At 33.4% G+C, this 26422-nt stretch carries 23 protein-coding genes; 8 read left to right on the forward strand and 15 right to left on the reverse strand.

Annotation, left to right across the window (positions count from 1 at the left end):
- Positions 1-24 precede the first annotated feature (24 nt).
- Entirely contained in the window at positions 25-1287 is a 1263-nt protein-coding gene (locus tag T410_RS10020) for a GyrI-like domain-containing protein (RefSeq protein WP_035671200.1), read from the reverse strand.
- Positions 1288-1758: 471 nt separating this feature from the next.
- Between T410_RS10020 and T410_RS10030 the strand changes: the two genes are divergently transcribed.
- Positions 1759-2148, forward strand: a complete 390-nt coding sequence (locus T410_RS10030; RefSeq protein ID WP_035671205.1) for a nucleoside triphosphate pyrophosphohydrolase family protein — start codon at positions 1759-1761, stop codon at positions 2146-2148.
- Between the two features lie 81 nt (positions 2149-2229).
- Here the strand turns inward: T410_RS10030 and T410_RS10035 are convergent, their stop codons facing one another.
- Positions 2230-3297, reverse strand: coding sequence for a branched-chain amino acid aminotransferase (locus tag T410_RS10035; RefSeq protein ID WP_035671206.1), 1068 nt, complete (start codon positions 3295-3297; stop codon positions 2230-2232).
- A 307-nt stretch (positions 3298-3604) separates the two neighbouring features.
- Here T410_RS10035 and mnmD point away from each other — a divergent pair, with 307 nt between their 5' ends.
- Both mnmD and T410_RS10045 read left to right on the forward strand, forming a co-directional pair.
- Complete coding sequence (gene mnmD / locus T410_RS10040; protein ID WP_035671208.1) at positions 3605-4267, forward strand: tRNA (5-methylaminomethyl-2-thiouridine)(34)-methyltransferase MnmD; 663 nt, start codon at positions 3605-3607, stop codon at positions 4265-4267.
- Positions 4268-4415: 148 nt separating this feature from the next.
- On the forward strand, positions 4416-4613 hold the full coding sequence (locus T410_RS10045) for a hypothetical protein (protein WP_035671211.1): 198 nt from the start codon (positions 4416-4418) through the stop codon (positions 4611-4613).
- 31 nt (positions 4614-4644) lie between these two features.
- On the opposite strand, the gene T410_RS10050 is transcribed toward T410_RS10045, so the two are convergent.
- Positions 4645-5589, reverse strand: a complete 945-nt coding sequence (locus T410_RS10050; protein WP_035671214.1) for a LysR substrate-binding domain-containing protein — start codon at positions 5587-5589, stop codon at positions 4645-4647.
- Positions 5590-5850: 261 nt separating this feature from the next.
- On the opposite strand from T410_RS10050, the gene can reads away from it, so the two are divergent.
- Positions 5851-6486: a carbonate dehydratase gene (gene can, locus T410_RS10055; protein WP_035671217.1), complete on the forward strand. Its 636-nt coding sequence runs from the start codon at positions 5851-5853 to the stop codon at positions 6484-6486.
- Between the two features lie 27 nt (positions 6487-6513).
- Here can and T410_RS10060 read toward each other — a convergent pair whose 3' ends face one another.
- Positions 6514-7716: an LETM1-related biofilm-associated protein gene (locus T410_RS10060; RefSeq protein WP_035671220.1), complete on the reverse strand. Its 1203-nt coding sequence runs from the start codon at positions 7714-7716 to the stop codon at positions 6514-6516.
- 87 nt (positions 7717-7803) lie between these two features.
- Positions 7804-8181, reverse strand: coding sequence for a YdeI family protein (locus T410_RS10065; protein WP_369793024.1), 378 nt, complete (start codon positions 8179-8181; stop codon positions 7804-7806).
- Between the two features lie 411 nt (positions 8182-8592).
- On the opposite strand from T410_RS10065, the gene T410_RS10070 reads away from it, so the two are divergent.
- Complete coding sequence (locus T410_RS10070; RefSeq protein ID WP_369793036.1) at positions 8593-9378, forward strand: IS982 family transposase; 786 nt, start codon at positions 8593-8595, stop codon at positions 9376-9378.
- A gap of 23 nt (positions 9379-9401) precedes the next feature.
- Here T410_RS10070 and T410_RS10075 read toward each other — a convergent pair whose 3' ends face one another.
- Positions 9402-9929: a superoxide dismutase family protein gene (locus T410_RS10075; RefSeq protein ID WP_035671223.1), complete on the reverse strand. Its 528-nt coding sequence runs from the start codon at positions 9927-9929 to the stop codon at positions 9402-9404.
- Positions 9930-10165: 236 nt separating this feature from the next.
- On the opposite strand from T410_RS10075, the gene T410_RS10080 reads away from it, so the two are divergent.
- The 3 genes from T410_RS10080 (at position 10166) to T410_RS10090 (ending at position 12255) form a co-directional block, all read left to right on the forward strand.
- The gene (locus T410_RS10080) at positions 10166-11080 is read left to right on the forward strand and encodes a YihY/virulence factor BrkB family protein (protein WP_035671226.1); all 915 of its coding nucleotides are present in this window, start codon (positions 10166-10168) and stop codon (positions 11078-11080) included.
- 143 nt (positions 11081-11223) lie between these two features.
- The gene (locus tag T410_RS10085; RefSeq protein WP_035671229.1) at positions 11224-11655 is read left to right on the forward strand and encodes an META domain-containing protein; all 432 of its coding nucleotides are present in this window, start codon (positions 11224-11226) and stop codon (positions 11653-11655) included.
- Positions 11656-11733: 78 nt separating this feature from the next.
- Positions 11734-12255 (forward strand): DUF4251 domain-containing protein, encoded by a 522-nt coding sequence (locus T410_RS10090; RefSeq protein ID WP_035671231.1) that lies wholly within the window; start codon positions 11734-11736, stop codon positions 12253-12255.
- Positions 12256-12350: 95 nt separating this feature from the next.
- Here T410_RS10090 and T410_RS10095 read toward each other — a convergent pair whose 3' ends face one another.
- The 9 genes from T410_RS10095 to purL all read right to left on the reverse strand — a co-directional run bounded on the left by T410_RS10095 (position 12351) and on the right by purL (position 26362).
- Complete coding sequence (locus tag T410_RS10095) at positions 12351-14156, reverse strand: acyl-CoA dehydrogenase family protein (protein WP_035671233.1); 1806 nt, start codon at positions 14154-14156, stop codon at positions 12351-12353.
- A gap of 107 nt (positions 14157-14263) precedes the next feature.
- Positions 14264-15445, reverse strand: a complete 1182-nt coding sequence (locus T410_RS10100) for an acetyl-CoA C-acyltransferase (RefSeq protein ID WP_035671235.1) — start codon at positions 15443-15445, stop codon at positions 14264-14266.
- 4 nt (positions 15446-15449) lie between these two features.
- Positions 15450-17867 carry a 3-hydroxyacyl-CoA dehydrogenase/enoyl-CoA hydratase family protein gene (locus T410_RS10105; RefSeq protein WP_035671238.1) on the reverse strand — a complete coding sequence of 806 codons (2418 nt, stop codon included), beginning with the start codon at positions 17865-17867 and terminating at the stop codon, positions 15450-15452.
- A gap of 54 nt (positions 17868-17921) precedes the next feature.
- The gene (locus T410_RS10110; protein WP_035671241.1) at positions 17922-18401 is read right to left on the reverse strand and encodes a MarR family winged helix-turn-helix transcriptional regulator; all 480 of its coding nucleotides are present in this window, start codon (positions 18399-18401) and stop codon (positions 17922-17924) included.
- 249 nt (positions 18402-18650) lie between these two features.
- A complete protein-coding gene (locus tag T410_RS10115; RefSeq protein ID WP_035671244.1) occupies positions 18651-18929 on the reverse strand; it encodes a hypothetical protein in 279 nt (92 codons plus the stop codon).
- Positions 18930-19112: 183 nt separating this feature from the next.
- Entirely contained in the window at positions 19113-20165 is a 1053-nt protein-coding gene (locus tag T410_RS10120; RefSeq protein ID WP_035671247.1) for a proline iminopeptidase-family hydrolase, read from the reverse strand.
- 24 nt (positions 20166-20189) lie between these two features.
- Entirely contained in the window at positions 20190-21965 is a 1776-nt protein-coding gene (locus tag T410_RS10125) for a long-chain fatty acid--CoA ligase (RefSeq protein WP_035671249.1), read from the reverse strand.
- A 173-nt stretch (positions 21966-22138) separates the two neighbouring features.
- Positions 22139-22579 (reverse strand): hypothetical protein, encoded by a 441-nt coding sequence (locus tag T410_RS10130; protein WP_035671252.1) that lies wholly within the window; start codon positions 22577-22579, stop codon positions 22139-22141.
- Positions 22580-22708: 129 nt separating this feature from the next.
- Entirely contained in the window at positions 22709-26362 is a 3654-nt protein-coding gene (purL, locus tag T410_RS10135) for a phosphoribosylformylglycinamidine synthase (RefSeq protein ID WP_035671255.1), read from the reverse strand.
- Positions 26363-26422: the final 60 nt, after the last annotated feature.

Here is a 26422-nt window from a genome sequence, read left to right on the forward strand (position 1 = left end):
GGTTTAATCAGCAGTGAAAAAAAATTAAAATTCAGATTGTTCTTCTTCTTTTTTTGTAGGAGTTGGCTTTTTTACAATTGGTTCCACTTTTATGACTGGCTTAGGTTGTGCTACAGGTTTAGTTTTTACAACAGGATTCGTTTTTACAGCAGCTTTAGTATTTGTAATGGGTTCTGTTTTTGTAACCGGAACTGTATTTACTGCAGGTTCAGTTTTTATCGCTTCATCAGTTTTTATAACTGCTGGTTTGTAAATTTTTATTGCTTCTACTTTTGGTTTTATTGGATAATAAATTTCAGTAACCCATTTTGATGGGTTTTTCACTTCGTTTTTACTGATTGAATAAATTTCAATATGAGAAACTGTAGCGTCAGCTTCGAGATGATTAGTGTTAAGGTATTGCGTGGTTTTTTCCAAAGCTTTATTCATGTGGGAATAATCACCCGTTAAAGTAGTTTTTACGGCTTCAAACGCTTCTAATTTTCCCGAGTAAAGATCACTTCCTTCACTTGTATAAATTTGATTTTTAATTGGTACACAAATAGATATTTTAGTAAGTTCATTTACAATGTCATAAGTGTGATAAATTATAAAAGGCTTTCCTGTAATTATAAGTTCATTTTTTGTACAAAAAGCAATGATTTTTGGGACAACGATTTTAAAGTTTTTGGCAACTTTAGCAATTTTACTGGTAAAAGTCTGATGTAAATAAAATGTTTCTGGTTTTTTTACCAATCCATCTACTTTTACTGAATAGGTATTTATTTCATAATCTAAGGTTTTGTCAAGGTTAGACAAACTTTTTTCGTACATGCTACCTATGATTTTTTCAACACCCCCGTTAAAAGCAGTATAAATTTTGAAAAGAAAACTCATTGTTCCTTTTGTTTTCCAAGTTACTTTGGTACCTCCAACAGTATCTTTAAAACTCCAAAAAACATCAGATAAAGTTCCGTTATAATTCATTTTTTGTGAAATACTATCGTTTTCTTTTACAAAAATTGTTTTCATATCACCGTTGCCATCTTTTCCTTCCCAAGAATAAGATCCGCCTTTTCCAATCGTGTTTTGAGGATAAGTTATTTTTATTTCAGGATCTTCAACAGCCCAAGAACCAAAATCTTGCCAGTTTTTAAAATCATTTACATAATTATATACTACTGGTTTTGGAGAATTTATGATTTTACTCCTTTCGACAGTAAAATCTCCTTTTTGTGTAGCGATGAAAATGGATAAAGCAACTAAGCTAAGTAATAGTAAAAGAAAGATATATTTTAAAATTCTCATGATGAATAGGCTGTTTATCTTGTAAAGTTAGAAATTTTATTAATATAGGATTGAAAGTAATAAAAAATTATAAAATCGTGCTTTCAAGTTGATTGTGTTTTTCTAGATTTTTTTTAATTCAATATCGGGAATCGGTGTTTAATTCTCAAAAAAAATGCCCACTTTATAGCAGGCATTTTATTATTCTAAAAGACAAAGGTCTTAACGTTTGAAAAATATTTTTATCATAAACAGGAGTCCAATAAATATTAAGAAACCTATTAATATTTTGTAATTTCCTTTATAATATTCTTTATGTATTCCCAAATCTTTTCGGTAGGAATAAATTGCTGCAATAACAAAAGCAACAAAAAAACAGCCTGCAAATATTAATTGTCCTTGACTAAACATAGTTTAAATTATTTCGGTCAAATTTAGTTAATTGTTTAGAAATAGTTGCTAATTTGCAATTACATTTAATAAAATAAAAAGATGCAAAAACAAATAGACTCCGTTAAAGAATTTCATACTGCATTTAAAATAGGTCATAAAGAAATTCCAACAGCTGATTTAGGAGAAAATAAACACACACTTCGTTATAATTTAATGAAAGAGGAAAATGAAGAATATCTGGAAGCAGTTCAAAACAATGATTTAATAGAAATTGCAGATGCTTTAGGGGATATGATGTATATTCTATGTGGAACTATTATAGAACATGGTTTACAGCATAAAATAGAAGCGGTTTTTGATGAAATTCAACGCAGTAATATGAGTAAATTAGGCGAAGATGGTAAACCTATTTATCGTGAAGATGGAAAAGTAATGAAAGGGCCTAATTATTTTAAACCGGATTTTTCAAAAATACTAGAGGAAAGATAAAGAGTTTGGGTTTGTTGATTAAAATAAAAAAAGCGATTTTCATATTGAAAATCGCTTTTTTTATTTCGATAAATCTGGAATCTATACTTTAACAGTCCATCCAAAAGTGTCTTCTTCCAATTTGTTTTGAATATTGGTCAATTTATCTTTTAGTTGTAATGCAATTGGATTTTCAATTTTTGGTAATTCATAATAAACGTCCTGATAAGAATATCCGCAAATAGGGCTAACCACAGCAGCCGTTCCAGCTCCAAAAATTTCTTTCAACGTTCCGTTTTTAGAAGCTTCGACAAGTTCAGAAACTAAAACGGGACGTACGTCTACATTTATACCTTCGCTTTTAGCTAAATCAATCAAGGTTTTTCTAGTTACACCATCTAGAATTCTTTCGCTAACTGGAGCAGTCAATAAAGTGTCATTGATTCTGAAAAACACATTCATTGTACCCGCTTCTTCTAGCTTAGTATGTGTTGCATCATCAGTCCAAATTACTTGTTGGAATCCTTCTTTATTAGCTAGGTTTGTAGGATAAAATTGTGCAGCATAATTTCCTGCAGCTTTTGCAGCTCCAATACCACCATTTGCAGCTCTACTAAAATGCTCTGCAATAAGTACTTTTACATCACCAGAATAATAAGCTGTTACAGGAGATAAAATAATCATGAATTTATATTCATCAGACGGATTTGCAATTACTCCAGTTCCTGTAGCAATCATAAATGGTCTAATGTACATCGAATTTCCTTTTCCTTTTTTTACCCAAGCTTCATCCAATTGCAATAATTGGTTTAAGCCATTCATAAATATATCTTCTGGAACTTCTGGCATGGCCATTCTTACAGCTGAAGTGTTGAAACGTTTATAGTTTTCATCAGGTCTAAAAAGCCAAATATCATTATTGTTATCCTTGTATGCTTTCATACCTTCAAAAATAGCTTGGCCATAATGAAAAACTCTTGTAGATGGATCTACCAAAAACGGAGCATAAGGCTTAATGACTGGTTTTTGCCACTCACCATTTTTATAATCACATTCGAATAAATGATCTGTAAAAACAGAACCAAAGCTTAAGTTTTCAAAATCTACTTCATTTATTTTTGAAGTAGGAGCTTTAATTGTTTCAATTTTGCTAGTTTGAGTTGTACTCATAATAAGGTATTGTTTATTTTTATTTTTTATAAGTGATATGCTTGAGCATTAAAAATCTTTGGTTTTTATAAAACGAACTTTAATCTTTGCAAAATTAAATAAAAATCACTGAAATGCTTATGATTATTCTATTAATTATAGCATTTAACTGTGATTTGTTTATATTTAAAAAAACGGAATTAAATAGCGTCAATTTATATGAAATTTATAAAAAATATAGATTTTTTGAGACTATTACACTTTAGTTTTGATTAAATTTGACCATCTGGTACAACTATAAAGCAAAAAATAACTTCAAATTATAATTTTGAAAAGAGAAATAATCAAAACACTTGACGGTTCTACAACAATTCATTTACAGGAATGGGATGAATGCTATCATTCTAAACACGGAGCAATCCAGGAAGCACAACATGTTTTTATAAAAAATGGGTTGTCTTTATTTCAAAACAGACAAGTTTCAATTTTGGAAATTGGTTTTGGAACAGGATTAAATGCATTTATTACCTTTTTGGAAGCATCCAAAATGAATCAATCAATAGATTATACAGGTGTTGAGGCCTACCCAATATCAACTCAGGAAGTTTTGTCAATGAATTACGTTGAAGAGCTTAATGCCAATAATGAAAGTACCGTTTTTGAGAAAATGCATCAAAGTAAGTGGCAAGAAAAGATTGTTCTAAGCGGTGATTTTTCTTTAACGAAAAGGAAGCAGTTTTTTGAAGAAATAGATGATTTTGAAAAATTTGACTTGATTTATTTCGATGCTTTTGGTTATCGGGTTCAACCTGAATTGTGGAGTACTGAAATTTTTAATAAAATGTATAATGCGCTTAAGCCCAGCGGAATATTGGTTACTTATGCTGCGCGTGGGGTAGTGAAAAGAAGTATGATAGAAGTAGGTTTTACAGTTGAGAAATTAGCAGGTCCTCCAGGGAAAAGAGAAATGTTTCGCGCTAGTAAGAAATAGAAAAAAAAGAAATTTTGAGTGTAATAGCTACTTTCTTTGAAATAAAATAAAATACTAAAAAGAACGTTAATTTGTTATGTCGTCTATTTTAAAAATGTACTTTTACAGAAGTTAATAATATTTGATAACCCCAAAATCTTAATTTATTATGTCGAAAATCATGTTCGATTACACAAAATCAGTGCTTGAAAGGGTAAGTTTTAATCCGATGCTTTTTTGCAAGGAATTGGAGAAAGCAATTAAAACGTTATTACCATACGAAATGGAGCAATTGCGAGAATGGTTGTTAAATTTTACAATTGGGAAACCAGAATTAAAACAATGTCTTCTTATCGTTAATTCATAAAAAAAAAAGGAACCAATTTCGGTTCCTTTTTTTATTTTTTTTGAAGTGGACTTATAATTTGTACATTTTGAAAAACAATTGCTCCTTTTATAACACCTGCAATTGTGCTTCTTAATGCATCGATTATTTGAATTTTTAATTCGCTTTTTGGGAAAATCAAACTAACTTCTCTTGCTGGTTTTGGTTCCTTGAAATGACGCAGTTTTGTTTTGTCAGATTCTTTCAAATCTAAAGTATGTAAATAGGGAAGCAATGTTGTCCCCAAACCTTCATCTGCTAATTTTATTAAAGTTTCAAAACTTCCGCTTTCAATCTGGAAATGATTGATTTCATTTCTTCCTCCTGTATTTTTACACAAGTTTAATATTCCATCTCGAAAACAGTGTCCATCCTGCAATAATAGAATTTCATCTAAGTTTAAATCAGAGACTTCTATTTCTTCTTTTTGAAAATTATGATGATTTTCCGGAATATATGCGACAAAAGGTTCAAAGTATAAAACTATTTCTTTGATTTTTTCCTCCATCAACGGTGTTGCGGCAATTGCTGCATCAAGATGGCCATTATTGAGTTTTATAATAATTTCTTCTGTATTTAACTCTTCGATTATGAGTTTTACTTTTGGATATTTTTTGATGAAATTATTTAAAAACATTGGTAATAGTGTAGGCATTATCGTTGGTATAATTCCTAATCTGAATTCACCTCCAATAAATCCTTTTTGTTGCTCTACAATATCTTGAATTCTATCAGCTTCATTAACAATGTTCTTCGCCTGATTTACAATTTTTTGTCCAATATCAGTAAGCTGAATTGGCTTTTTTGTTCTGTCAAATATTTGAATACTTAATTCTTCTTCTATTTTCTGAATTTGCATACTCAATGTAGGTTGAGTTACAAAACATTTTTCGGCTGCAAGTGTGAAATTTTTATGTTCGGCTACAGCCAAAACATATTTTAATTGAGTAATTGTCATGTTTATAGTAATATCTGATGCAAATATAAAAACAATCAATTTAATTTATAATACAAAGAAGTTTTTTTTCTGATGAAAATTTGTTCAAAATAAAAATATTGAAAACAAAAAAACAGGGTTACCTATTAAAAATTTAGAATAAATTGTAACATTATCAAAGCTTATGTGAAATAATCAATATTATGGCTAATGATTTTTTTTAAAGTAAATAAACCAACTAATTTTATTTTACATTTGAATTAACTAAGACAGCAATTCTTTATGAGTGATTTTTATAAAAAAATATTAGACAATAATAAAAAATGGGTCGAAACCTCTCTGGCGAGTGATCCGAATTATTTTGCAGATTTAGCCAAAGGGCAAACGCCACCTTTATTGTGGATAGGTTGTTCAGATAGCAGGGTTCCTGCAAATGAAATTGTTGGTGCAAAACCGGGGGACGTTTTTGTGCATCGAAACATTGCTAATATGGTGATTCATTCTGATATGAATATGCTGAGTGTTCTGGATTATGCCGTGAATGTTTTGAAAGTAAAACATGTACTGGTATGCGGTCATTATGGTTGTGGAGGAATAAAAGCAGCTATGGGAAATGAATCTATTGGGATTATTGATAACTGGATTCGTCATATAAAAGATGTTTATCGCCTCCATCATGAATATTTAGATTCTATCGTTGATGAAAACGAACGTTTTAATGCTTTTGTTGAAATTAATGTGAAGGAACAAGTATTTGATTTAGCTAAAACATCTATCGTGCAATCTGCCTGGAAAAATGGACAGGAATTGACTTTGCACGGTTGGGCCTATGGATTAAATTCGGGATTTGTTACAGATTTAAATGTAAATATCAGTTCAGATAAAGATTTGGATGATGTTTATCAATTGAAATTCTAATAATAAAAATCGCTTTTGGCGATTTTTTTATTCGATTTCTTCTAGATTTTCATTGAAAGCAGAAGGCAATAGGGTAGGGATAAATTTTATTAAGATGGGAAGTAATAAGCTTCCACCCGGTAGTAAAAATATAGTCAAAGAAGGAATGGTTTTGCAAATATCCAATAATTGTTTTTTTACTTTTTTCTTTTCTTTTTCATCTAAATCTCTTCGGGTAGAATAAGCTAACAGAAGCATTAATTCTTTGCTTTGAATAATTTCTTTTATCAATCTACTTTTGTTGCGGCTTACTAAAGTTGCAACGCTTTGAGTAGTTTGATCGTAAAAGTGTTTGACGGGATTTGAGTAATTAAAATAGGGGATTTCTTTTTTATGTTTGTTAATGAATCCATTAGTGCTATATATACTTTGATCAACAAAATCATCTGATATAGATAATGTCCCCGCTAATGTATGTAAAAAATAGGCTTCATTGTTTTCAATTAGTCCATCACTCCACAGTGCCATTCCGGCAATGTCTATTAAATAATATTTTTCTAATTCATGCGTAAAATAATCCAGTTGAAGTGTTTCCAGAGTTTGAACAGAAACTTTTGAAAATTTGCTATAGCGAATAGAAGCTTCAAAAAGTTTAATTAATAAATCATCATATTGTGATTTGTTAGACTTAACTTTTAATGCAAGCGTAACAATGTTAACAATCGTCTCTTCAATTTTCTTTAGGTATTTTTCAGGAATTTCGCCATTAATTAAATATTGGCGAAAAGCAACAATGTCAATAAATAAAAGTGCATTGGTAACGAGATGAGAGAAATTTTTACTGATGATGGTGTCATTCGTTTGTACACGCTCACCAATTATTTTTTCCAGAGTTAAGGATAGGGAATTTTTAGGAAGTATTTTTTTGAAAAAATTAAATCCTTGAGGGTTCATTTGGTTATAAAAAGTAACAGCTTCTTTTATGAATTTTTCAGAGCTTATTTCTCCTCTAGTCAAACAAAAAACATCATATAAAGTATTTAATAAAGCAACTTTCGAAATTTCTTCCTTGAACCAGCCTTTTGTCTCAATTTCAGTAACAGTTTCAAGAGTAATGATGTGACCGTATATAAATCCTGTATTTCTAACTTTTTGATAAAATGAATCAGTAGTTTTAGAAACAGTTTCTTTTGAAAATTTTTGTTCAATAAAAAATTTATCTATCCAACCTGTTGCCGAAGGGTTAATCATTACTTTAATTTGAAGCTACAAAGCTATGTTTTTTTATGGTTGTGTAGAAGATTTTAAGTTAAGTTTTAATTATTTAGTGGTAAAATATTAATCTCTCGATTTTTTATTTTGGGAACAAAGATTTATAATATCACATATTCTAGTGTTTCTGGTATCTTCTCTTTTTGCTTGGTTAAGCCAATAAAGATAACTTTTTCTGTATGAAGGACTAAAACTTTTATAGTTTTCGAATGCAGTACTATTTTTCTCAAAAGCTATTTGGAGGTCTATTGGGATTATCAAATCCTCTACAGCATCCAATGAAGTCCAAGAACCATTTTTTTTAGCAATTTCAATTTTGGCTAATCCACTTTCATGCATTTGATTTTCTATCAGGAGTTTTTCGATATACGTTTTGTTGAGTTTACTCCAAACGCTTTTATCTTTTCTAGGAGAAAAAACTTGTTTTCTACGATGTTCATCCATTTTTCTTACAGTTGAATCGATTCACCCAAAACAAATGGCAACTTGAACCGCTTCTTCCCATCGCATACTTTCAAATTCACTATTTACCTTGTAAAAAATGAGATACACCCCTTTTGAAGAATGATGATTTTGGTGCAACCAATCTCGCCATTCTTCTTTATTTTTAAAATAGTGGTGCTCTTTATCTTCCAGTTGATTTTTTTTATTTCTATAAACCCGTTGGGTGTAATTATTTGAAGTAAAAAATATTGATTAGATATTGGTCAAGATACTGAAATTCAGTATCTTGAAGTCGTCAAACAACCAATATCTATGTCAAATATAGTAAAAAATTATTTTAGAGTTTTAGAAGTTATAAGTTCTTTGAATATTGCATTTAATACAGAAATTCGAGCTGGAAGAAAGTTTAAAATGTCTGATTTAGAAGTAGTTGCTTTAAGTTTAACATCTGAATTTATGTCTATTGACAGTGAAAATTCATTTTTTAATCAGTTGCAAAATGGACAAATTTCTAATCTAATTGAACGAAGTCAGTATAATAAGAGAAGGAAAAAATTATTCCATTTTGCTGAAGAAATCAGACAACATTTATATTCAAAATTCACAGAATTTGAGAACTATTTTGTTGTTGATAGTATGCCACTTGAGATTTGTAAAATGGCTCGTCATAATAGGATTAAAATTTGTAAGGGTGATTTTCAGACTGCGCCAGATAAAGGTTTTTGTGCATCACAAAACTCTTGGTTTTATGGTTACAAACTTCACGGAGTTTGTACTGTTTCTGGGGTTTTTCAATCAATAGATATTACAAAAGCAAGTGTTCACGATGTACATTTATTAAAAGATTTAAAATATCAAATGTCTGATTGTGTGCTTCTTGGAGATAGAGGTTATTTGTCTTCACCATTACAATTAGATTTGTTTGAAACAGCAAATATAAAATTAGAAACTCCAATGAGAATCAATCAAATTGGGTATAAAAAACAACCCTACATATTTAGAAAATCAAGAAAAAGAATAGAGACATTATTCTCTCAATTGTGTGATCAATTTATGATTAGACGAAATTATGCTAAATCTTTTCAAGGTTTTAAAACAAGAATTTTAGCTAAAATAACAGCATTAACTTTGGTACAATTCATTAATAAATTTATTTTTGAAAGACCAATAAACAATATTAAAACACAAATAATCTAATTGCACCCAACGGGTTTCTATAACTACTTGATAATAGCTGAACATGCTACTCTTGCACCAGCATTACCAGCGGGTTGAGAAACATAATCATCTGTACCTTGATGGACTATTAATCCTTTTCCAAGGATATCCTTAGTTGCGTCTCCACAACCGATACACCATTCATCAGTTGTTAATGTAATGGTTCCATTTCCTTTTTCATCGGCAGTAAAATTACCTATGTCACCTTTGTGGTATTCACCAACGCCCCATTTACCATGTTTTTTGAATGTTGGGTTCCAATGTCCACCAGCTGAACTTCCGTCTGCTGCAGTACAATCTGATTTCTCATGAATATGTATTGCATGTTCACCTGGTTTAAGCCCTGCTAATTTTGCGACGAAAGTAACTTTGCCATTTTTTTCTTCAAAAGTTGCAGTTCCAGAAACAGTACTATTACTTTTAGCTTCAAAAGCAATATTTAGTTTTTTTGAATTACTTGAATCGCTGCTTGTTTTGCAACCTATTACAACAACTATAATTAGCACAATAGATAAGAATATTTTTTTCATGATATGTTTTATTTCAAAGGTAAGAAATTTTTGTATTGTAGATAAAAGATTTAGTTTTTATAATTCAGTTTAATGGGAATTATGTAAGATTCATTTTAAATACCTAGTCAATTTAATTGTAGTTTTGATTGCAGTTGCAATTGAAATAAAAAGAATTATTTTCGGTACTTTAGAATCAAATAAAAGGGGTTTAATAAGTTTAAATTTTATTTTGGAAAATATAATTATTTAAAAAAATGAAGCAAAAAGAAATAGCCATTTTAAGTTGGGATCTATTAAAGCGAACCTATCGTGAATTTGATGATGATAATGCAATAAAATTGAGTGCTTCATTGTCCTATTATACAATATTTTCACTGCCGCCATTATTAATAATTATTATGTCTGTTTTCAGTGTTTTCTTCGGAAGAGAAGCTGTTACAGGTAGGTTTTTCGGTCAAATAAATGGTATGGTTGGAAATGAGGCTGCAATTCAAATTCAGGAAACGATTAAGAATATAGAACTTTCTGACAGTATAACATTTGCTACAATATTTGGCGGTATTATGCTGTTGATAGGAGCTTCCGGAGTTTTTGCTGAAATACAAAGCTCCATTAATTTTATTTGGGGATTAAAAGCTAAACCGAATAAAGGTATCATGAAGTTTATCAAAAACCGTGTGATGTCTTTTTCAATGATTGCTTCACTTGGTTTTTTGTTGATGGTCAGTTTGATGGTGAATACAGTTATGGACATTGTAAATGAGCGATTGTTTCAATCTTTTCCGGACTTAACGGTCTATTTGTTATATATAGTAAATATTTTAATTTTATTTGCGACGACTACTGGATTATTTGCAATTATATTTAAAACACTTCCTGATGGTAAAATCTCGTGGAGAGATGCGTTAATAGGATCTAGTTTTACGTCGTTTTTCTTTATGTTTGGTAAATTTGCAATTGGGTTTTATTTAGGGAATTCTACTGTAGCAACAGTTTACGGGGCTGCTGGTTCAGTAATTATCATTTTAATATGGGTTTATTATTCTGCTATCATTTTATATTTTGGTGCTGAATTTACTAAAGTTTATGCCAACTTACATGGCGGTAAAATTGTTCCTAATGAATATGCAGTTGAAATTAAAATTGAGGTAACAGAAATTGATAAATAGATTGCTGTAATTTTGATTTTGGACGAGTAAGGAATGGTCTAATTTGGTTTTTTGTACAACTATTATTTTATCTAAATTGTAGTGTTTTGGCAGCATTATTGATTCTATTTTTTCAATATTTTATTTGAATAAAAACAACACTCATGAGAAAATTAATTTTATCGCTAACTATTTTATGCATGGTATTTATTTCCTGCAATACAATTAAAACTTCAAATGCTAAAACAGCTTCGCTTGATGGAACTTGGGAATTGAATTACATTGCGGGGCCAAGAATTTCATTTGGAGGATTATATCCAAACAAAAAACCAAACATCATTTTTGATTTAAAAGAAAATCGAGTTTTGGGTAATGCTAGTTGTAATAGATACAGTGGAAAATTAAATGTTGATGGAAATAATATCAGTTTCAAAGATCCAATTGCAATGACTAAAATGATGTGTATGGATATTCAAGGTGAATCCGTTTACATGTCAAGTCTGCAAAAAATTGATTCTTATTCAATTTCCGATGATGGGAAAACCTTGAATTTTATTATGGGAGATACTACCATGATGCGTTTCGATAAAAAATAAATTAGTTGTTTATTTTAGTCTTATTGCTTATTTATTAGTTACTTATAGGAGTTATAGAAATCAAAATAAGTAGAAATCATGAAAACGAAAAATATATTTTTAGTCTTGTTATTTTCAACTGTTGTTAGTATTAGTTTTGCTCAGGAAAAAACTAGAAAACAGTTAAGAGAAGATCGTAAACTGGAAAAAAAAAGACAGACTGAAATCTTAATGAATTCTAAAGAATTTGTTTTTGTAGCAAGGAATGCTTCGCCTCACGGATTTAGGAATGTAGATTTAACTTCCAATACCAATTATTTAAAATTCCAACCGGATTTTATCAAAAGTGAAATGCCTTTTTTTGGCACAGCCTATAACGGTGCTGCGTATGGAGGTGATGGCGGATTAAATTTTGAAGGAAAACCACAACAATATACTTTTAAAAAAGAAAAGAAAGCATATCAAATAAAAGCGGTAGTTAAAGGACAAAATGATTTATATACAATATTTATATCCATTTTTTTTGACGGTAGCGCTTCGCTATCGATAAATTCAAATAATCGCAGTACCATTTCCTATAGTGGAGAAATAAGTCCAATAGAAAAAAAGGAGATTAAATAAATTTTAAATTTTATCTAGCCATAAAAAAACCGCCTTATTTTCAGGAACAAGGCGGTTTTTTAACAAATAAATAAACTAAAAACTATCTTTATTTCTTAGAAACAATACTCGTTTTCTGCTACTAATTTAGTAGTAATTATTTCTCTTAAGCCAACAATATTAGGCATGTTAGTGTATTTTGTAAAACGGCGTAATCCCATTAGCATCATGCGTTGTTCATCGCCTTCAGCAAAAGAGATTATGCTTTCTTTCCCTTTTTGAGTAACGATATCTACCGCTTTGTATAAGTATAATTTTGCCATGGCAATTTGCTCTTGCACTTTAGCTTCACCTTCTTTTTTCGCTAATTTTTCAGTTCTAAGGATCGTACTTTCTGCCATATAGATTTCGATTAAGATGTCTGAAGCGGCCATTAATAACTGTTGGTGTGCATCTAAATCCGGACCATATTTTTGAACAGCTCCACCGGCTACCATTAAGAATGCCTTTTTCAATTTGCCAATCATTTCTTTTTCCTCAGCAAATAATTCAGAATAATCAGGAGTTTCAAATGATGGAATGCCCATTAACTCTTCCTGTACTTTTGAAGCTGGTCCAAGTAAATCAACATGTCCTTTCATGGCTTTTTTGATCAACATACCTACAGAAAGCATTCTGTTGATTTCGTTAGTTCCTTCGTAAATACGGGCAATTCTAGCATCTCGCCATGCGCTTTCCATTGGAGTATCTTCTGAGAATCCCATTCCGCCGAAGATTTGAATACCTTCGTCGGCACAGTTTTGTACATCTTCAGAAACGGCTACTTTTAGGATAGAACATTCAATAGCATATTCCTCAACCCCTTTTAATTCTGCTTCCTGATGCGATGATCCTTCAGCTTCACGCGACATAATTCTATCTTCAATATCTTTTGCAGCACGGTAAGAAGCGCTTTCTCCAGCATAGCAGCTAGTAGCCATTTCGGCCAATTTATAACGAATAGCACCAAATTGAGAAATAGCGGTGTTGAACTGGATTCTTTCATTAGCATATTTTACAGAGCCAGAAATCACTCTTCTTTGTGCATCTAAACAAGCTGCTGCTAATTTAATACGCCCCACGTTCAAAGCATTCATAGCAATTTTGAAACCATTCCCTCTTTCAGAAAGCATATTTTCAACCGGAATTTTAGTTTCATTGAAGAAAACTTGACGAGTAGAGGAAGCACGGATTCCTAATTTGTGCTCTTCTTCACCCATTGAAATTCCGTTATCATTTGTATTTTCAAGGATAAACCCAGTGATGTTTTTGTCATCTCCAATACGGGCAAAAACGATAAACAAAGAACAAAATCCAGCATTCGAAATCCACATTTTTTGTCCTGTGATTTTATAATGTGTTCCATCATCTGATAAAATAGCTTTTGTTTTCCCGGAATTGGCATCAGATCCTGCACCTGGTTCTGTCAAGCAATAGGCTCCAAACCATTCACCAGAAGCTAATTTAGGAACGTATTTCATTTTTTGTTCTTCTGTTCCATATAAGGTAATTGGCATGGTACCAATTCCGGTATGTGCTCCAAAAGCAGTAGAAAATGATCCTGTAGCTCCTGAAATATAATCACAAACTAACATAGTGGATACAAACCCCATTCCTAACCCTCCATAAGCTTCAGGAACAGCAACTCCTAAAAGCCCTAACTCACCAGCCTTACGCATACTTTCTTCAGTAAAAGCATAATCTTTGCTTTCAAAACGATTTTTATTTGGCCAAATTTCTTTGTCTACAAATTCTTTTACAGAGTCACGCATCATTAATTGCTCTTCTGAGAAATCTTCAGGAGTAAAAACATCTTCGCACTTTGTTTCTTTAACCAAAAATTGACCGCCACGGGTTACGTTTTTTTCAATTGTATCTGCCATTTTTTTTATTTTTTAAAATGTTTTTATTTAGAATCTAAATCTCCGAATTGCAATTCCGACAAAAAAATCACTATAGGTAATTCTTAAAATTGGTGAAGATTCTTTAACTATAAAAGTTCGTAAATCCCTGCTGAACCTTGACCGGTTCCTACGCACATAGAAACTATTCCGTATTTGCTTCCTCTGCGTTTCATCTCGTCAAATAATTGAACAGACAATTTTGCTCCGGTACAACCCAGTGGGTGACCTAATGCAATCGCTCCACCATTTACATTAATAATATCTGGATTTAGGTTTAGTTCTCTTGTTACGGCTAATGCTTGTGATGCAAAAGCTTCGTTCAACTCAATTAAATCAATATCGTTTAAGGTTAATCCCGCTTGTTTCAATGCTTTTGGAATCGCTTTTACCGGTCCAATTCCCATGATTCTTGGTTCTACTCCAGCTGATGCGAAGTTTACCAAACGGGCAATAGGAGTAAGGTTCAATTCTTTTACCATTTCTTCGCTCATGATTAGAACAAATGCTGCTCCATCACTCATTTGAGAAGAGTTTCCTGCAGTTACACTTCCGTTCGCTTCAAAAACGGGTCTTAAACCTGCCAAAGCTTCTACAGACGTTCCTGCTCTAGGACCTTCATCTTTATTTACGATATACGATTTAGTTTCTTTTTTACCATTTTCGTTGATAAACGTTTGTTCCACAGTAATAGGAACAATTTGTTTGTCAAATTTACCTTCGGCTTGCGCTTTTAGGGCTTTCATGTGTGAGTTATAAGCAAACTCATCTTGGTCCGCACGAGATACATTGAATTGTTGGGCAACCGCTTCCGCAGTTAGTCCCATTCCCCAATAGTAATCTTCGTTTCCAGCTTTTGCAACAGCATAATCAGGAGTAGGCTTGTAACCTCCCATTGGAATAAAACTCATGCTTTCGGCTCCACCTGCAATGATACAATCCGCCATTCCAGACTGGATTTTGGCTGTAGCCATACCAATTGTTTCTAATCCTGACGCGCAATAACGGTTAACAGTTACACCCGGAACGTCTTCGATTTTCAATCCCATTAAAGAGATTAATCGTCCCACGTTTAATCCTTGTTCCGCTTCGGGCATTGCATTTCCTACCATCACGTCGTCAATACGTTTCTTGTCGAAATCAGGCAACTCATTCATCATAAACTGAATCGTTTCTGCTGCCAATTCATCAGGACGTTTAAATCTGAACACGCCTTTTGGAGCTTTCCCCACGGCTGTTCTGTATGCTTTAACTATATAGGCTGTTTTCATTTTTTTAGTTTCTTAGCGGTTTCCCTTTGGTTAACATAAATTGGATTCTTTCCAATGTTTTTCTTTCCGTACACAATGACAAGAAAGCTTCACGTTCCAAATCCAATAAATATTGTTCGGTTACTAAAGTTGGTTCTGATAAATCTCCACCCGCCATTACATACGCTAGTTTGTTAGCAATTTTTTTGTCGTGTTCCGAGATGTATTTCCCGGCTTCCATCTGGTCCGTTCCTACAAGGAACATTCCAAGAGCTTGTTTTCCAAGAACTTTTACGTCGCTTCTGCGTATTGGTTGTGTATAACCGGCTTCGGCCATAAGTAAAGCGTGTTTCTTCGCTTCGGCAATCTGGCGGTCTTTGTTTACCACAATGATGTCTTTTCCTTGTTGTAAAAGCCCGGTATCAAAAGCTTCGTAACCAGAAGTAGACACTTTTGCCATAGCAATTGTCAAGAAATATTCTTGCAACACATTCAACTCCACGTCATTTTTATGGAATAAATCGGATGCACGCAATGCCATTTCTTTCGAACCTCCACCACCTGGAATTACTCCAACACCAAACTCCACTAATCCCATATAGGTTTCGGCTGCGGCAACTACTTTATCAGCATGTAAACTCATTTCGCAACCCCCTCCAAAAGTCATTCCGTGAGGAGCAACTACAATAGGGATTCCGGAGTAACGTACACGCATCATGGTATCTTGGAACATTTTGATGGCCATATTCAACTCATCGTATTCTTGCTCGACTGCCATCATGAATATCATTCCAATATTGGCACCAACAGAGAAATTCGCTGCTTGATTTCCAATAACCAATCCTTGGTATTCTTTTTCAGATAAGTCAATCGCTTTATTGATAGCGGCCAAAACATCGCCACCAATCGTATTCATTTTAGATTGGAATTCTAAATTCAAAATTCCGTCTCCTAAATCTTGTATGATTGCTCCGCTATTGCTCCACACTTTTTTGCTTTCGCGAATGTTGTTCAAGATGATAAATGAATCCTGACCTGGAACTTTAGTTTGCTTCGCCAGTTCGCTATCGCTCGGGTGTGATTTTGTAGGGATATTGTAGAAAAAAGTAGCACCTTCTTTTATAGAGTAAAAACTAGAACTTCCAGAAGCCAACATATCATTTACCCAAGCAGCTGGCTCAAGACCTTCCGCTTTCATCATTTCGATTCCTTTTTCGACACCAATAGCATCCCAAATTTCGAAAGGACCATTTTCCCATCCAAAACCGGCTTTCATAGCATCGTCAATCTTGTATAATTCGTCTGAGATTTCAGGAATTCTGTTCGAAACATAAGCAAACATTCCTGCAAAACTTTTTCTGTAGAATTCTCCTGCTTTGTCTTTTCCTTTTACCAGAACTTTAAAACGGTTAATTGGTTTATCTATCGTTTTTGTCAGTTCTAAAGTTGCAAAAGAAGCTCTTTTAGCCGGACGGTATTCTAAAGTATCTAAATCCAAAGAAAGGATATCCTTGTCTACTTTTTTATAAAAACCTTGACCCGTTTTGCTTCCCAGCCATTTGTTTTCCATCATTTTGTTGACGAAATCTGGTAATTTGAACAACTCGTGTTGTTCGTCATTCGGGCAGTTTTCGTAGATTCCATTGGCAACGTGTACCAAAGTATCCAATCCAACTACGTCAACGGTTCTGAAAGTAGCCGATTTTGGGCGGCCAATAACTGGACCAGTCAATTTATCTACTTCTTCAATAGTAAGTCCCAATTCTTTTACCAAATGAAACAAACTCTGAATACCGTAAATACCAACTCTATTCCCGATAAACGCCGGAGTATCTTTGGCAACAACCGAAGTTTTACCCAAGAATTTCTCTCCATATATAGTAAGGAAGTCCAATACTTCTGTTGAAGTCTGTGGGCCAGGAATGATTTCGAATAATTTTAAATAACGCGCAGGGTTAAAAAAGTGTGTCCCGCAGAAATGTTTCTGGAAATCGTCGCTTCTTCCTTCACTCATAAAGTGAATCGGAATTCCAGACGTGTTTGAAGTTACTAAAGTTCCCGGTTTTCTGAATTTTTCGATTTGTTCAAAAACCATTTTCTTGATGTCCAAACGTTCCACTACAACCTCAATAATCCAATCAACAGCTGCAATTTTTGCCATGTCATCAGTTGTATTTCCAGTGGTAATTCTGCTGGCAAATTTCTGATTGTAAATAGGAGATGGTTTCGATTTTAGAGAATTTGTTAAATGCTCATTCACCAATCTGTTTCTGACAATTTTATTTTCTAAAGTCAGCCCTTTTTTAGTTTCAGCTTCCGTGAGTTCTTTTGGAACAATGTCCAAAAGCAAAACTTCAACACCAATGTTTGCAAAATGGCAAGCAATTCCAGAACCCATTATTCCGGATCCAATTACCGCAACTTTTTTAATTATGCGTTTCATAAGTAGTTTTTATTTATTTTTTATAGGAATGTTGGAACGCAATTTTTCATTATTTTAATGGTTTTGAATCTTAGCGATGTCATCATTACTGTTTTCTTGTTGATTAAATATATTTTTATCTTGAATTAATTCGTTTATAGTTTCAGCCACTTCAATAAAATGTTGCAATTTTTCCTCAGAAATGTGGTTTTTTACAGTTTCATTGAATTTCAAAACGGTGTTTTTTGACAATTCTCTTTTCTCTTTTCCAAATTCAGTGAGGTAAATCAATACACCGCGACCGTCATAAGGGTTTTTCTTCCTGATAATTAAGCCTTTATCTTCCATCGATTTTAAGGTTCTGGTAAGACTTGTCGCTTCCATACCCATTTTTGGACCTAAAGCAGTAGAGGGAGTGCCTTTGTCTTTATCCATACTCAGCAATGCAAAACCTGTAGCCATGGTTGCACCATATTTAGATGCTTCTTCATTGTACATTCTTGAAACTGCCTGCCAAGTTGCTCTTAAAATATAATCTATTGTTTTATCTTTCATATCTCTAACTATATCGATTTCAAATATAATAAAAAAAATACTATGCATGCATAATAGGTTGAATTATTTTTTGGTTTTTTTATCTAAATTAAAAAATCACACATAAAACGACGATTTTTTTAGTAAGAATTTTCATTTATTTTAGTTTTTCATTAACAAGAGCAATAACTGCTCCGGTAAAAGCAGCCATTGCTATAGTGATTACAATATCCAATGCCATAATCTGAAAAGTAATACCAGGTGTTGGTTTCATTGCATTGGCAAAAAAAACATATATAAGGCTATAAATAATCCAATTATGGTACCAGCACCAAAACCGGTTATCCAATTTGAAATCCCTGTCCATTTTGTAAAAATATAGGCTGTGAATAATCCAAAAGTAAGGCACCCTAAAAATATAAATGAGATGTTTTCATTTCCATTAGAAGGAAATGTGTTTTTAAAAAGGATTCCGTAGTGAATCCATCCTAAAAGAAAGTTGATTATACCACCTGCAATACCTGAAACTAAAAATTTTTTCACATTCATGATTTTTTAATTTTATGGTTGATACAATAAAGATATTAAAAAATTGTGTCTAAATGCTTAAATAACAATTGTGTATATTTTTTTGTGGTGATAAGAAATAATGTAATTGTTGCGGGATGTTTCTATTTTAATATTAAAAAAATCCTCAACTATTGAGGAGTAAGAGTTATTAAAGGTAAATTTTTAAGATTTTTTAAAAGTACCATTATCCACATCTTTTAAAAACGTAATCACGCCTGTGAAATAATTTTTAGGGTCATCGTATTGTGAAAGATGGCTTCCGTTAGGACAAAATAAGAATCGTCCGTTTTGGACTTCGTGAGCAATCCATTTCATGTGTTCGGGATCCATTGTGTCGTATTTAGAACCAATACTCAACGTAGGAACCTTAAGGGTTTTCAATCTGGCTTTGACATCCCAATTTTTCAAGGAGGCATTTCCGGTGATACCAAATTCACTGTGGCCTTGCATAAATACATAGACATCAGGATTGATGTGTTTGAAACATCGGTTAATAGATTCCGGCCATTCTTCTAGTGGTTTTCTTAAAATGTGTTCTGTGTAGTAATATTTGAACAATAATTCGCTGTATTTTGGATTTTCAAAATCATTGTTTTTCTCGATATCCTGCAACTGCTTTAGGATTTTAGGGTCCATTTGTGGTGCCAGAACATCTTTTGCGTAGGCGTTATATTCCTGAGCGCTCGCCATCATATTAGAGATTATCAAGCCTTTTAGGTTTTTTTGATATTTCAATGCATATTCCATAGCTAGGATTCCGCCCCAAGATTGTCCCATGAGGTAAAAATTGGAATTGTCTAAACCCAAAGCAATCCGCACTTGCTCGACTTCCTCCACAAAGCGTTCATTAGTCCACAAAGTGTTGTCTTTGGGTTGGTCGCTGTAATAAGAGCCCAACTGGTCGTAATAGATATATTCAATGCTTTCGTTAGGGAAATACCCATCAAAACATTCATACAGTTCATGTGTCAATCCGGGGCCACCATGAAGGAGCAACACTTTTATTTTTGGATTATTTCCAACTGTTTTTGTCCAGACTTTGAAAGTTCCTTTTGGTGTTTTAATCGGAATCATTTTGATACCGCCAGTGAGCTGGTCGTCCCGTTTCGAGAAATCTAAATAATTTGCTTTTATAGGATCTTCCTTTGCCTTTTCTTGACAATTAGAAAAAAAGAATAAACTTATTACGGAACAAATTAGAGCTTTTAGTTTCATGATTTATATGGATTTTATGAAATGCTAACCGTATATTTTATGAAATAAATCGATATATTTCTCCATTACGATTTTTCGTTTCAGTTTCAGTGTTGGAGTTAATTGTCCGCCTTCGATAGACCAAATGTCCGGGGTCAATTCAAAACGTTTTATTTTCTCCCAATTGCCAAATTTTTCATTTAAAGTATCAATCTCTTCCTGAATTCTTGCAATAACTTTTTCATTTGAGATAATTTCTTCATTACTTTTTCCCGCATCAATACCATGAATTACGGCCCATTCTTTAATGAAATCAAAATTTGGCTGGATAAATGCTGCCGGCATTTTTTGACCGTCACCAATCACCATTATTTGTTCAATGAAACGGGATTGTTTCATTGTATTCTCAATTAATTGTGGCGCAATATATTTCCCTCCGGATGTTTTGAACATTTCTTTTTTACGATCGGTAATTTTCAAGAATCCCTCTTCATCAAATATTCCAATGTCTCCCGTGTGGAAATACCCGTTTGTAATTACTTCGTTGGTCAATTTTTCATCTTTGTAATATCCCATCATCACGTTAGGTCCTTTACAAAGGATTTCACCATCTTCGGCAATTAGTACTTCTACGTTATCAATTACTTTCCCCACAGTTCCTACTTTGAAACCGTGATTCCTCATGTCATTGACAGAGATTACCGGTGAGGTTTCTGTCAATCCGTATCCTTCCATTACTGGGATTTCTGCGGCTGCAAAAATTCTGGCTAATCTGGTTTGCAAAGCGGCACTTCCAGAAACCATCAAATCTAGGTTTCCGCCCAAACCTTCTTTCCATTTGCTAAAAATCAGTTTTCGGGCAATTTTGAGTTGGAACTCATACCATAAACCATTTTTTCCATAGGGTTCATAGATTAATCCTAAATCAATTGCCCAAAAGAATAGTCTCTTTTTGATGCCGGTTAATTCAGTTCCTTTGGCGTATATTTTATCATACACTTTCTCGAGCAGTCTTGGAACTGCTGTAATTACGTTTGGTTTTATTTCTTTAATGTTTTCTCCAATCATTTCAATCGACTCACCAAAATAGATGGAAACGCCATAATATTGGTATAAATACAAAATCATTCTTTCAAAAATATGGCAAATAGGAAGGAAGCTTAAAGCGCGAGTTTTTCCTGCTTCAAAAGGAATTCTTGAGGCACTGTCCAAAACATTTGAAACAATATTCTTATGCGAAAGCATAACGCCTTTTGGTTTTCCAGTTGTTCCCGACGTATAAATAATAGTCGCTAAATCATCGGTTTTTACGTTATTTTTACGGATCTCAACTTCATTTTGATTGCTGTGGTCATCGCCAAGAATGAGTAAATCATTCCAGTTTTTACAACCTTCAATTTCGTTGAACGAATAAACTTCTTTGACAGAAGGTGCTTTATCCCGAATTAAATTTACTTTTCGAAGGACTTCAGCATCGGATACAAAACAATAAATAGCACCAGAATGATTTAAGATATACTCATAATCATCTTCAGAGATGGTAGGGTATATAGGAACTGTTTGTGCACCTGTCTGCAATGCACCAATATCCATTATATTCCATTCCGTTCTGTTATTAGAGGAAATGATGGCAATTTTATCGTCTTTTTGTACGCCTAATTTCAACAATGCACGTGATACTGCGTTAGCTTTAGCAATATATTCTTGTGTAGAAGTTTTTATCCAAATCCCGTTTTGCTTTGTTGCTAAAGCATCTGAAATTGAAGTATATTTATCTTGCTGATAATAAGGGAAATCAAAAAGTCTTGTTATAGAAGTCATTATTCTGAGGTTGAATTTTATCGCAAATTAATTAAAAATTAATGATAATAATTAGTATTCAAAAAAAATTAAATAGAAATTAAACCAGAATCGCGTTATTTTACGAAATCGTTTTCTTTAAATTGAGATTATGCAATAGGTTTTAAGCTGAAATGCACTTCATTTATTCTAGATTACTTTATATAGTCTTTGCTTCTTTCTCCTAAGATGAACATTTTATTTTTTTCAAAATGAATAGAGAAATGAGCATAAGTCCATTCTTCTTTAGCTTCTATTTCTGAATTTGCTTCTTTGTTTTTATACCAAAGTGAGTAAACGGCATAATTAAATCCTTTTTGGTATTTTGGGGTACCGTCTTCAAAACACTCCATTCCCCAAACCATTGTTGTTTTTGATAAATCATCCAACTGAAATATACCGGTTCCATCTGGATTTAATTGTACAATGGGTTCTGATCCACCTTTAGAAAGGTAGGTTCCGGTTATAGGATAATCAATGTTTTTGGTGATGTAATGGGTCCCGTCTTTGGAGGTGATTTTTTCGATTTTTTGAGCGAAAATGTTTATTGTCAAAAGCATTACTATTGCGATAAAAATATTTTTATATCTTGTCATTTGGTGTGGTTTGTAATAATAATGGGATTCTTTTCAAATCTAAGATATCATTATGTTTTGACCAAATATATACAATAAAAAAGCGTTCCTTTTCAGGAACGCTTTTATAAAATCTATTATAAAATAAAATTATTTTTTATCCATCCATTTTCTGGCATTTACAAAAGCTTCATGCCAAGGCGAAACTTCATCGTCTCTGTCTTTTGGGTAATACGCCCAATTCCATTGGAACGTAGAACGCTCAATGTGTGGCATCATGACCAAGTGACGACCCGTTTTGTCGCAAAGCATCGCTGTGTTGTAATCAGAACCATTTGGATTTGCAGGATAACTATCATAGCCGTATTTTCCAACAATATTATAGTTTTCTTCGGCTAATGGTAAATTGAATTTTCCTTCACCATGGGAAACCCAAACTCCAAGTGTACTTCCTGCTAATGAAGAAAGCATCACTGAATTGTTTTCCTGTACCGTTACTGATGTAAAAATACTTTCGTGTTTATGACTTTCGTTATGAAGCAATTTTCCATGAACTTCATGCTCTGGATTTATTTTTTCTAGTTCCATTAGCAATTGGCAACCATTACAGATTCCAACTGACAATGTATCTTCTCTCTTAAAGAAATTGTCTAAAGCTATTTTTGCTTTTTCATTGTATAAAAATGCTCCGGCCCAACCTTTAGCAGAACCTAAAACATCTGAATTAGAGAATCCACCAACAGCTCCAATAAACTGAATGTCTTCCAAAGTTTCACGACCTGAAATCAAATCAGTCATGTGAACGTCTTTTACATCAAAACCAGCTAAGTACATCGCATTTGCCATTTCACGTTCTGAGTTACTTCCTTTTTCACGGATAATAGCTGCTTTAGGTTTTGGTTTAGAATTGTCAATAACTGGTGCTTTTCCTGTAAAATGGGCAGGGAAAGTGTAGTTTAAAGCTTGTTTTTTGTAATTATCAAAACGTGCTTGAGCCGTTCCGTTCTTCGATTGTTTTTGGTCTAATAAGAAGGAAGTCTTGAACCAAATATCTCTGTATTTAGCAATATCTAATTTACAAGGACCAAAATCTAAAGTCGCTTCATTTGTAGCTGTTCCTAATTTGTCGAACGAAACGCCTTTGGTATTCAATACATTTTCAACTGTGTTATCGTCTTTCGCTTGGAAAACCACAGCGATGTTTTCAGAGAATAAATATTTGATAATATCTTTTTCTTCGAAAACAGAGAAATCTATTTTAGCTCCTAAATTCACATCAGCAAAACACATTTCTAATAAAGTAGTAATCAAACCACCACTTCCAATATCGTGACCCGCCAAGATTTGATTGTCTAAAATCAATTCTTGTAATGTATTAAATGCATTTTTGAAGAAAGCAGCATCTTTAATAGTTGGTGCTTCATTACCAATACTGTTTAAAGTTTGTGCCAATGAAGAACCACCTAATTTAAATTCATCTTGTGACAAATTGATATAATAAATCGAACCGCCGTCTTTTTGCAACACAGGTTCTACTACTTTTCTAATATCAATACAATTTCCACCTGCCGAAATAATTACTGTTCCCGGCGCAATCACTTCGTCGTTTGGATATTTTTGTTTCATCGAAAGTGAATCTTTTCCAGTTGGAATATTGATTCCCAATTCAATGGCAAACTCAGAACAAGCTTCAACAGCAGCATACAAACGCGCGTCTTCGCCTTCGTTTTTACAAGCCCACATCCAGTTAGCAGAAAGAGAAATCCCTTTCATTCCGTCTTTTATTGGTGCCCAAACAATATTCGATAAAGATTCAGCAATAGCTGTTCTTGTTCCTGCCACAGGATCAATTAAGGAAGCAATAGGAGAGTGCCCAATCGATGTTGCAACACCTTCGATTCCTTGATAATCCAAAGCCATTACACCACAATTGTTCAATGGTAATTGTAAAGGTCCAGCACATTGTTGTTTGGCAACTTTTCCACCTACACAACGGTCAACTTTGTTGGTCAACCAGTCTTTACAAGCAACAGCTTCTAATTGTAATACTTGCTCTAAATAGGTAGAAATGTTTTTTACGCTATATTCTAATGCAGGATAGTTATAATCTACAGTTTTATCTGTCATTACGGTTTTTGGTGAGCTTCCGAAGAAATCTTCCAAAGCATAATCCATAGGTTTTAGACCTGTAGTTTTAGATTCAAAAGTGAAACGGTGATCCGCTGTAACATCACCCACTTGGTACATTGGAGAACGCTCACGATCTGCAATTTTTTGAAGTAAATCAATGTCCTTTTTGCCAATAACCAATCCCATTCTTTCTTGGGATTCGTTACCAATAATTTCTTTAGCCGAAAGGGTAGGGTCACCCACTGGCAATTTATCCAAATCAATCAATCCTCCTGTTTCTTCCACCAATTCTGATAGACAGTTTAAGTGTCCACCAGCTCCGTGATCGTGAATGGAAACAATTGGATTATGGTCGCTTTCTACCAAACCACGAATGGCATTCGCAGCACGTTTTTGCATTTCTGGGTTCGAACGTTGTACCGCATTCAACTCGATTCCAGAACTCATTGCTCCAGTATCGGCAGAAGAAACCGCGGCTCCACCCATTCCAATTCTATAATTTTCTCCTCCAAGGATAACGATTTTGTCGCCTTCTTGTGGTTTGTGTTTGATGGCTTGATCCAGTTTTCCGTAACCAATTCCACCCGCTTGCATAATTACTTTGTCATAACCAATTTTGCGGTTGTTTTCTTCGTGTTCGAAAGTTAAAACTGATCCTGTAATCAACGGTTGCCCAAATTTATTTCCAAAATCCGATGCTCCATTGGAGGCTTTTATCAAAATATCCATCGGGGTTTGATACAACCATTTTCTTTCAGCTACAGCATCTTCCCAAGGACGATTTTCTTCCAAACGAGAATAAGAAGTCATATAAACCGCAGTTCCTGCCATTGGCAAAGAACCTTGGCCACCAGCCAAACGATCTCTAATTTCTCCACCAGCTCCTGTTGCTGCTCCATTGAAAGGCTCAACAGTTGTTGGAAAATTATGAGTTTCTGCTTTTAATGAAATAACCGAATCAAATTCTTTTACTTCATAAAAATCAGGTTTGTCAGCACTTTTTGGAGCGAATTGTTGTACTCTTGGTCCTTTTACAAAAGCTACGTTGTCTTTGTAAGCCGAAACAATATCGTTAGGGTTTTCCTGGGATGTTTTTTTGATTAATTTGAAAAGAGACGTTTCTTTTTCAACACCATCAATTACAAAAGTTCCGTTGAAAATCTTGTGGCGACAATGCTCTGAATTGGCTTGAGAGAAAGCAAAAATCTCAGAATCTGTTAGCTTTCTCCCTAATTTGGTAGCCAAATTATCTAAATATGCTACTTCTTCCGGACTTAAAGACAATCCTTCTTGTTTGTTGTAGGCTGCAATATCATCAATGTCCAAAATTGCTTCCGGGAGTACATTGATAGTGAAGATATCTTGATTTAACTCGGCGTATTTTTGCGAAAGCATCGGGTCAAAATCAGAAAAATCAGCTGTTGCTTTGTGAAATTCTTCAATTCGGATGATTCCGGAAATTCCCATGTTTTGAGTAATTTCCACTGCATTGGTACTCCACGGCGTTATCATAGTGGCGCGAGGACCAACAAAAAAATCCGTCAGTACGGATTTTTCTATTTTATATGAGTTGGCAAAAAGCCAGTTGAGTTTTGAAATGTCTTGAGCCGAAATTTCGTTTTGCGTTTGCACTGCAAAAACAGTTTTGCTTTGGTTTTCAAAGAAATGGATCATTGTTTTTTAGTTTGTTGTATTGCGATGCAAATTTAGTTTAAATAAATAGTACGAGCAAAT

It is taken from the genome of Flavobacterium sp. 83 (assembly GCF_000744835.1).
Classification (GTDB): Bacteria; Bacteroidota; Bacteroidia; order Flavobacteriales; family Flavobacteriaceae; genus Flavobacterium.

Excerpts from the sequence above, each read along its gene's own strand:
- T410_RS10100 (WP_035671235.1), bottom strand. The coding sequence starts at position 15,445 with ATGAAAACAGCCTATATAGTTAAAGCATACAGAACAGCCGTGGGGAAA.
- T410_RS10110 (WP_035671241.1), bottom strand. The coding sequence starts at position 18,401 with ATGAAAGATAAAACAATAGATTATATTTTAAGAGCAACTTGGCAGGCA.
- T410_RS10075 (WP_035671223.1), bottom strand. The coding sequence starts at position 9,929 with ATGAAAAAAATATTCTTATCTATTGTGCTAATTATAGTTGTTGTAATA.
- T410_RS10030 (WP_035671205.1), top strand. The coding sequence starts at position 1,759 with ATGCAAAAACAAATAGACTCCGTTAAAGAATTTCATACTGCATTTAAA.
- T410_RS10065 (WP_369793024.1), bottom strand. The coding sequence starts at position 8,181 with ATGGATGAACATCGTAGAAAACAAGTTTTTTCTCCTAGAAAAGATAAA.
- T410_RS10020 (WP_035671200.1), bottom strand. The coding sequence starts at position 1,287 with ATGAGAATTTTAAAATATATCTTTCTTTTACTATTACTTAGCTTAGTT.
- T410_RS10120 (WP_035671247.1), bottom strand. The coding sequence starts at position 20,165 with ATGAAACTAAAAGCTCTAATTTGTTCCGTAATAAGTTTATTCTTTTTT.
- T410_RS10090 (WP_035671231.1), top strand. The coding sequence starts at position 11,734 with ATGAAAACGAAAAATATATTTTTAGTCTTGTTATTTTCAACTGTTGTT.
- T410_RS10060 (WP_035671220.1), bottom strand. The coding sequence starts at position 7,716 with ATGATTAACCCTTCGGCAACAGGTTGGATAGATAAATTTTTTATTGAA.
- T410_RS10050 (WP_035671214.1), bottom strand. The coding sequence starts at position 5,589 with ATGACAATTACTCAATTAAAATATGTTTTGGCTGTAGCCGAACATAAA.
- T410_RS10125 (WP_035671249.1), bottom strand. The coding sequence starts at position 21,965 with ATGACTTCTATAACAAGACTTTTTGATTTCCCTTATTATCAGCAAGAT.
- T410_RS10105 (WP_035671238.1), bottom strand. The coding sequence starts at position 17,867 with ATGAAACGCATAATTAAAAAAGTTGCGGTAATTGGATCCGGAATAATG.
- T410_RS10080 (WP_035671226.1), top strand. The coding sequence starts at position 10,166 with ATGAAGCAAAAAGAAATAGCCATTTTAAGTTGGGATCTATTAAAGCGA.
- purL (WP_035671255.1), bottom strand. The coding sequence starts at position 26,362 with ATGATCCATTTCTTTGAAAACCAAAGCAAAACTGTTTTTGCAGTGCAA.
- T410_RS10095 (WP_035671233.1), bottom strand. The coding sequence starts at position 14,156 with ATGGCAGATACAATTGAAAAAAACGTAACCCGTGGCGGTCAATTTTTG.
- T410_RS10130 (WP_035671252.1), bottom strand. The coding sequence starts at position 22,579 with ATGACAAGATATAAAAATATTTTTATCGCAATAGTAATGCTTTTGACA.
- can (WP_035671217.1), top strand. The coding sequence starts at position 5,851 with ATGAGTGATTTTTATAAAAAAATATTAGACAATAATAAAAAATGGGTC.
- T410_RS10045 (WP_035671211.1), top strand. The coding sequence starts at position 4,416 with ATGTCGAAAATCATGTTCGATTACACAAAATCAGTGCTTGAAAGGGTA.
- T410_RS10085 (WP_035671229.1), top strand. The coding sequence starts at position 11,224 with ATGAGAAAATTAATTTTATCGCTAACTATTTTATGCATGGTATTTATT.
- T410_RS10070 (WP_369793036.1), top strand. The coding sequence starts at position 8,593 with ATGTCTGATTTAGAAGTAGTTGCTTTAAGTTTAACATCTGAATTTATG.
- T410_RS10035 (WP_035671206.1), bottom strand. The coding sequence starts at position 3,297 with ATGAGTACAACTCAAACTAGCAAAATTGAAACAATTAAAGCTCCTACT.
- T410_RS10115 (WP_035671244.1), bottom strand. The coding sequence starts at position 18,929 with ATGAATGTGAAAAAATTTTTAGTTTCAGGTATTGCAGGTGGTATAATC.